Source organism: Moritella sp. JT01, assembly GCF_001574435.1.
Classification (GTDB): domain Bacteria; phylum Pseudomonadota; class Gammaproteobacteria; order Enterobacterales; family Moritellaceae; genus Moritella.
Window position 1 is genome coordinate 66,920 of sequence record NZ_LOCN01000015.1, and the last position, 8,015, is coordinate 74,934.

Genomic DNA, 8,015 nt, shown 5'->3' on the forward strand with positions numbered 1-8,015 from the left:
AATACCCGTCACAATACGCATATGGTATAAAGATTGAGACGCTAATTTATGTACAGTCCACCTCTGAGTCATGATAACTAATAGACATATCGGCAGTGTTAATCAATAACGAAATACTATTAGCATGATAAATAGTGACATCCTTAAATATGGTTTCGGTTTCAGCCGATGAGTCACTGAAAACACATTTAGCAAACTGTTCTATATAATAATGCTCTGCCGAGGTCCACGGCGATGAATCATAATACCAAAACGCAATGAATGAGCCCGCAACCGTTAGGTACACTAAGATGTAGCGCCAATAGGACTGGAAAAAAGAAGGCTCTAATGAAGAGGGAAGGATCGTCATTTGTAATTACTATTCACTATAAAAGACACAACTTGTTATACTATAACACTTTCATGATATAACTATAATAGTCGTATAAAGAAAAATAAAAATACAGCGCATAAAAAAGGGTAAGCCAGACATAATCAGGCTTACCCTTTCAACAGTATTATGTCATTACGACATCTGCTTAATCCCAGTCTAGGATAACTTTACCTGACATACCTGAACGCATAATATCAAAACCTTCTTGGAATCGATCAATTGGGAAGTTGTGCGTGATGATTGGCGTTAGGTCTAAACCTGACTGGATTAATGCAGCCATTTTATACCAAGTTTCAAACATCTCACGACCGTAGATACCTTTAATTACTAAGCCTTTAAAGATAACATTACCCCATTCGATGCTCATGTCATTTGGTGGAATACCCAACATAGCAACTTTACCGCCATGGTTCATCTTGTCTAGCATATCGCTAAATGCAGATGGCACACCTGACATTTCAAGGCCAACATCGAAGCCTTCTGTCATTTTCAGTTCATCCATCACATCTTTAAGTGACTCTGTTGTTACGTTCACTGCACGTGTAACACCCATCTTACGAGCGAGGTCTAAACGGAATTCATTCACATCCGTGATCACAACATTACGCGCACCAACGTGCTTACATACTGCTGCGGCCATAATACCGATTGGACCAGCACCTGTAATTAATACATCTTCACCAACAACATCAAATGATAAAGCAGTGTGTACAGCGTTACCAAACGGGTCAAAGATTGCTGCCATGTCATCAGAAATATCATCTGGTAGTTTGAATGCGTTAAATGCAGGAATAACTAAATATTCAGCAAATGCGCCTTCACGGTTAACACCAACACCCGTGGTGTTACGGCATAAATGTGTGCGGCCTGCACGACAGTTACGACAGTGACCACACGTAATGTGACCTTCACCAGAAACACGATCACCTAATGTGAAACCACGAACTTCTTGGCCGATGCCAACAACTTCACCTACATACTCGTGACCAACAACCATAGGTACTGGAATGGTTTTTTGTGACCATTCATCCCAGTTATAAATATGGATGTCGGTACCACAAATAGCAGTTTTTCGGATCTTGATTAACAGGTCATTGTGGCCAAGCGTTGGCTTTTCCACATCTGTCATCCAAATACCTTTTTCAGGTTTTAATTTTGCTAGTGCTTTCATATTCTTAAATCCACTTATTTAGATGATACTAAGTTTTGATGATGCCAAGATCTTTACCAATACGGGTAAATGCGGCAATTGCAATATCAATTTGTTCTACGCTGTGCGCTGCTGACATTTGCGTACGGATACGTGCTTTACCATGTGGAACCACTGGGAAAGAGAAGCCGATGACATAAATGCCTTCTGCTAATAAACGCTCTGACATTTCAGCTGCCAGTGCAGCATCGCCAATCATTACCGGGACAATTGCGTGATCAGCACCTGCAAGTATAAATCCAGCTGCGCCCATTTCACGGCGGAAATGTTCTGCGTTTGATTTAACTTTCACACGTAATTCATGACCTTCTTCCATCATATCGATAACACGAATTGATGCAGCAACAATCGCAGGAGCAACCGAGTTTGAGAATAAGTATGGACGTGAACGCTGACGTAACCAGTCAACTACTTCTTTTTTAGCTGATGTGTAACCGCCTGACGCGCCACCTAATGCTTTGCCTAATGTACCCGTGATGATGTCAACACGATCCATTACGCCACAATGTTCAGGAGTACCACGACCGCCTTCACCAACAAAACCAACAGCGTGTGAATCATCAACCATCACCAATGCGTTGTACTTGTCTGCAAGATCACAAACGCCTTGTAGATTCGCGATCACGCCATCCATTGAGAATACACCATCAGTTGCGATCAACTTGTGACGCACACCTGCAGCATCAGCAGCAATAAGTTGCTCTTCTAGAGATGCCATGTTGTTATTTTTGTAACGGAAGCGTTTTGCTTTACATAAACGTACACCATCAATGATTGACGCGTGGTTTAGTTCGTCTGAGATAATGGCATCTTCTGCACTTAATAACGTCTCGAATAAACCCGTGTTTGCATCAAAGCAAGACGTATACAAAATAGTATCTTCCATACCTAGGAAAGTACTGATCTTGCTTTCTAATTCTTTATGTTTGTCCTGTGTACCACAGATAAAGCGTACTGACGCCATACCAAAACCGTGGCTATCTAAACCTGATTGTGCAGCCGCAATTAGGTCTGCATGGTTAGCCAAACCTAAATAGTTGTTCGCACAGAAGTTAACAACTTCATTACCTGCCACTTGAATGTTGGCATTTTGGGCAGAAGTAATCACTCGCTCTTTTTTATAAAGGCCATCAGCTTTAGTTTGTTCTAGCTGAGATTGAATTTGCGAATAAAATGATGTGGTCATCTGGCCAACTCCTAAGGTTAATGTCGATTTGATAGAGAAACGCCACGCATTCTACTAAACATAGCTGATCAAGCCAGAAGTATATGGCAAATACACAAGTATTTTTTGCAAAATTGTTACGCAGCACGACTTATTGCAACATATAACCAATAAGCTTGATAAAAAAAACCAGCTAAAGTAGCTGGTTTTTTTTAACATCAGGAGAGAACACCTGTAAACATTACATATTTAGGGTATTAACTAGTTAGCAACACGCTTATATTCACGATATTCTGGTAACCAGAAGTTCTTTTCAATCTTGCTACGGATCGATTCATCAGATGTTTGTAATGCAACACCTTGCAGTTGTGCTGTTTTAGCCACCCAAAAAGCAATCTCTTTACTTACTGCATGAATTTCCGTTAATGGCGGTAATAATGGACCGTGTCCATCACGACCTAGCGGCGAGCAATCCGCTAATGCACGACTTGCCGCCATTAACATTGCATTCGTTACACGTGTGGCTTCTGCAGCAAGTACACCTAAACCAATACCAGGGAAAATGTAGCTATTGTTACATTGTGCAATAGTGATCAACTCATCACCGTAACTTACCGGTGGGAACGGACTACCTGTCGCTACTAATGCACGACCTTCAGTCCAACGGATCAGATCTTGTGGTGTCGCTTCTACCCGTGATGTTGGGTTACTTAACGGGAATATAATCGGACGTTCCGTGTTAGCGGCCATGGTTTTAATGACTTTTTCAGTGAACAGACCAGGCTGGCCTGATACACCAATTAGAATCGATGGTTTAGCATGTGTCATCACGTCAAGTAGTGAGATCACATCACTGTCAATTCCCCATTCGTCACGTAAACCTTGATGCTGTACAAGTTTCTGTTGGAAATCGAGTAGATTTGGCATTTTGTCTGTGAGTACACCAAAACGGTCAACCATGAATACACGTGCACGAGCTTGACTATCAGAGAGACCTTCTGATTTCATTTGGGCAACGATTTGTTCGGCAATACCACAACCTGCAGAACCCGCACCTAAGAAGGTAACTTTCTGTTCACTTAGTTTGGTTTTAGCCGCGCGACAAGCAGCCATTAGGCTACCTAATGTAACGGCAGCAGTACCTTGGATATCATCGTTAAAACAACAAATGTCATCTTTATAACGTTGTAATAATGGCATTGCATTTTGTTGTGCAAAATCTTCAAACTGCAATAACACATTTGGCCAGCGGCGTTTGACTGCATCAATAAATAAGTCTAAGAACTCATTATATTTGTCTTGATCGATACGCTGCCTGCGCCAGCCCATGTACATTGGATCTTGTAGACGTTTTTCATTGTTAGTACCAACATCAAGCACAATTGGTAAACAGTTAGCAGGGCTAATACCACCACATGAAGTATATAGCGATAACTTACCAATGGGGATCCCCATCCCACCGATACCTTGGTCACCTAACCCAAGAATACGTTCACCATCCGTTACTACGATCACTTTTACATTCTGTTTATTCACATTATGTAAAATATCATCGATGTTTTCACGTTCAGGGTAAGAGATAAATAAACCACGAGCACGGCGGTAAATATCTGAGAACTGCTGACACGCAGCACCCACGGTCGGGGTATAAATGATTGGCATCATCTCTTCAAGATGATTATCAACTAAACGGTAAAATAGTGTTTCATTAGTATCTTGGATATTACGTAAATAAACGTGTTTATCCATCGCACTCTCAAAACCTGAAAACTGCTTATAAGCACGTTCAGATTGTTCTTGAATAGACTCAACCATCGGGGGAATTAAGCCCGTAAGGTTGAAACTTTGGCGCTCAATTGTACTAAAACCACTGCCTTTATTTAATAAAGGTGTTTCTAATAGTGTAGAGCCAGCGTAGGGTAAATACAGAGGACGATTTGTTGTGCTCATTGATATCTCATATGTATGAAAGAGTGCAGTATGCTACCAGTCGTAACTACTGGACGGGCTAAAATGGCGAAGGAATATACTCGGCTAAGCTATCATAATCTAAAGAAAAAAACTAAAGATAACGATAATAGCTGAAAATATATTCCTTTTTATATACACAGAAAATTAGTGAGCAGCAAGGCGATTATTTAATTGAGATAATCTTGTTTTTGTACTGTATTTTGCAGTAACTCAGGCTGAATTTTCTGTAAGCTGAAATTGATAATTTGGCGAATTCGCTCTCTCGACATGGATAGACGTTCGCCGATAACATGTAGAGTCAGTGGATCTTCTTCACCTAATCCGAATCTCAATTCAATGATTTTTCTATCACGTTCAGATAAATGGCCTAACACTTCATCCAAATAGCATAAAGTATCAGCATCTTCGAGTTCATCGTTCGGTTTGCAAATAGAATAATCTTCCAGCATATCAACCAAAGCGGTACTTGAATCACGATCAGTGACGATCGTTTTATCTAAACTAGCTTCATTGAAATAATAGGATAACACTTCAGTAACTTGTGTGTGTTGCATTTCCAGTATTTCTGCCAATGCCATCACATCATGGTTGCATTGCAAGTCTAATTCTTGTTCACGTGCGGTTTTTAAAATGCGTTTATATACTTTACCAATATGAATTGGAACACGGATAGTCCGTGACTGGTTCATAATAAAGCGTTCAATATTATTCTTGATCCACCAAACGGCATAAGTGGAAAAACGAAAACCTTTAGTTGCATCAAATTTTTCGACCGCGTGGATCAATCCAGTATTCCCTTCTTGGATAATATCAACTAACGGTAATGAAGTGTGTTGGTAACGTTTGGCAATATTAATCACTAGGCGTAAATTCGATTGGATCATACGTTGTCTGGCTTTTACATCACCTTCATGAGAAGCAACCGCCGTTTCATATTCTTCTTCTTTAGTTAATAATTTACTGCTTCGGTTTACTTGATACATGTATACGTCTAGTGCATTCGACTCGTTAGATAATTCCATTTTCCGATCTCCCTAAGCGAGTCTCTCCACATGAAACTACGCTTACAAATTAAACATACCTAGCAACAACTATAGAACTAACTAGAAACAAATTGTTATTACAAAATAATTCAGTAGAAATAAGGTTAGTCTGGAATTCAACTTTAGAAAGGCAATTATTAAAAAAAACAGTAACATTCTTATAATAGTAATAAAATACGATAAAACCAAACAAGGTCAGACCAGATAATAATTATCAGCCACTATTGTTAATAAGTTTACTTAAATTGTTATTATGCTAAAAACTCCGTGGTTAGCTTAGTCGATGAGTTAATAATCGATATCAAGCGGAGTCTAGTGCATTTAATTTAGCAATGAAGGTAGGAAACAGAACACAGGAAGTAGCGGAATACTTATCAACAAAATATTCCGCTTATATATCAAGTATTATTATTGATATCAATTATTCGACAGCACAAGTACGCTCGATACGGCGAGACTTACCATTATCATCAATCGCGACATAGGTAAATGTAGCTTCGGTAACAATATAACGATAGTTAAATTTCGGCGCATTAATCACAGGTTTAACCCAAATTTCTAACTTTATGGTCATCGATGAATTACCAATACGAGAACATGTACCATAACAACAAACCACATCACCAACCGCTACCGGTTGATGAAATGTCATCCCATCGACAGAAATAGTGGCCACCCTGCCCTGTGCGATCTCTTTCGCTAAAATACCGCCAGCGATATCCATTTGTGACATGATCCAGCCACCAAAAATATCACCATTTGCATTGGTATCAGCAGGCATTGCTAAAGTACGTAAAACCAAACCACCTGTAGGTATTCTCGATTTATCTGATTTCAATTTTTGCTTATTTGCTACTGCTGTTGTTTTATCTGACATGATAACTCCGACACTGCCTTTATTATAATAATTATATGTTATATCTGCCTTATTTACGTGAAATAAGGCTTAGTTTTACATTGCATGAAAATGCTTTATTTCTGCAATTAATAAGTCGATTGCGTCGACTGTAATATCTTGGTGTACAACAAAACGAATCGCAGAGCCCGCACTAATAATGATGCCTTTAGTACGTAAGTATGCCGATAATGCTTTGCCATCTTTACCGGAATACTGAGTAAAGATCATATTGGTTTGCACACTGTCTAAATCAAAAGTGAACTCAGACAGTGTCAATAATTGTTGTGCTAAGTATTGCGTGTTTTCATGATCAATCGCTAACTTATCAATTTGCTCATCTAAGGCTAAAATACCTGCTGCGGCAAGAATACCCGCTTGACGCATACCGCCACCCAACATCTTCCGCCAGCGTCTTGCACTGCGAATTAATGATTCAGAGCCAAGTAATAATGAACCAACTGGTGCAGCAAGTCCTTTCGATAAACAAATAGATGCAGAATCAAAATATTGGGTGATCTCACTTGCATCGACATTCAGTTTAACCGCGGCATTAAAAACACGCGCACCATCAAGGTGAATGCGTAATCCATGTTCAAATGCTAACGCTTGTGCTTGGGCTAAATACTCAAGGGGTAAAACTTTACCACCAATGGTATTTTCTAATGATAATAATTTGGTTTTAGCATGGTGATCATCATCAGGTTTAATATTGTCACGGATCGCTTGTAGGCAGATCGTGCCATCGGCCTCGTTAGCAATAGGTTGTGGTTGTACACTGGCTAATACCGCTGCACCGCCTCCTTCCCAACGATAGTTATGGGCATTTTGACCACAAATATATTCATCACCACGCTGGCAATGCGCCATAATAGCTAATAAGTTAGCTTGTGTGCCTGACGAACAAAAAACCGCGGCATCAAATCCATAACGATCTGCCGCCATTGCTTCAAGCTTGTTTACTGTAGGATCATCACCATAAACATCATCACCGACAACGGCGGTAGCCATGGCTCTGCGCATTTCTGCCGTTGGCTGTGTGACTGTATCACTTCTAAAGTCAAACATTTGTCTATTCCTTTTCGCCGATATCTATACAAAAATCTACATTTACACATTAAACCGATGATTAATGTTTTAATCCATTGCTACTTCGGTTCTTAGAATTTTAAAGGAGTATAACACCCGCGTAACAAGAGTCAGGTTAATTTCCAACTTTGTTATTGATAGTGACGTATTTAAAGATCGCCAACAATACAAAGTTAAAGTTAAAGTTAAAGTTAAAGTTAAAGTTAATCATTGAAGCTCACCCAGCTAAAGCAAGGTGATTCTTGTCGTCAACGGTTTAAGCATTGTGA

The 8,015-nt window shown here is 39.7% G+C and carries 7 protein-coding genes; all 7 read right to left on the reverse strand.

Annotation, left to right across the window (positions count from 1 at the left end; translation table 11 throughout):
- Positions 1–46: 46 nt before the first annotated feature.
- The 7 genes from AKG98_RS13020 to ltaE all read right to left on the reverse strand — a co-directional run bounded on the left by AKG98_RS13020 (position 47) and on the right by ltaE (position 7,725).
- Entirely contained in the window at positions 47–349 is a 303-nt protein-coding gene (locus AKG98_RS13020; RefSeq protein WP_157534128.1) for a hypothetical protein, read from the reverse strand.
- A 169-nt stretch (positions 350–518) separates the two neighbouring features.
- A complete protein-coding gene (gene tdh, locus AKG98_RS13025; protein ID WP_067046366.1) occupies positions 519–1,544 on the reverse strand; it encodes an L-threonine 3-dehydrogenase in 1,026 nt (341 codons plus the stop codon).
- Between the two features lie 28 nt (positions 1,545–1,572).
- Positions 1,573–2,769 (reverse strand): glycine C-acetyltransferase, encoded by a 1,197-nt coding sequence (locus tag AKG98_RS13030; RefSeq protein WP_067046367.1) that lies wholly within the window; start codon positions 2,767–2,769, stop codon positions 1,573–1,575.
- Positions 2,770–3,009: 240 nt separating this feature from the next.
- Entirely contained in the window at positions 3,010–4,698 is a 1,689-nt protein-coding gene (locus tag AKG98_RS13035) for an NAD-dependent malic enzyme (RefSeq protein ID WP_067046369.1), read from the reverse strand.
- Between the two features lie 188 nt (positions 4,699–4,886).
- Positions 4,887–5,741, reverse strand: a complete 855-nt coding sequence (locus tag AKG98_RS13040; protein WP_067046371.1) for an RNA polymerase sigma factor RpoD/SigA — start codon at positions 5,739–5,741, stop codon at positions 4,887–4,889.
- A 442-nt stretch (positions 5,742–6,183) separates the two neighbouring features.
- A complete protein-coding gene (gene yciA, locus AKG98_RS13045; RefSeq protein ID WP_067046373.1) occupies positions 6,184–6,639 on the reverse strand; it encodes an acyl-CoA thioester hydrolase YciA in 456 nt (151 codons plus the stop codon).
- 75 nt (positions 6,640–6,714) lie between these two features.
- Positions 6,715–7,725, reverse strand: coding sequence for a low-specificity L-threonine aldolase (ltaE, locus tag AKG98_RS13050; protein WP_067046375.1), 1,011 nt, complete (start codon positions 7,723–7,725; stop codon positions 6,715–6,717).
- Positions 7,726–8,015: the final 290 nt, after the last annotated feature.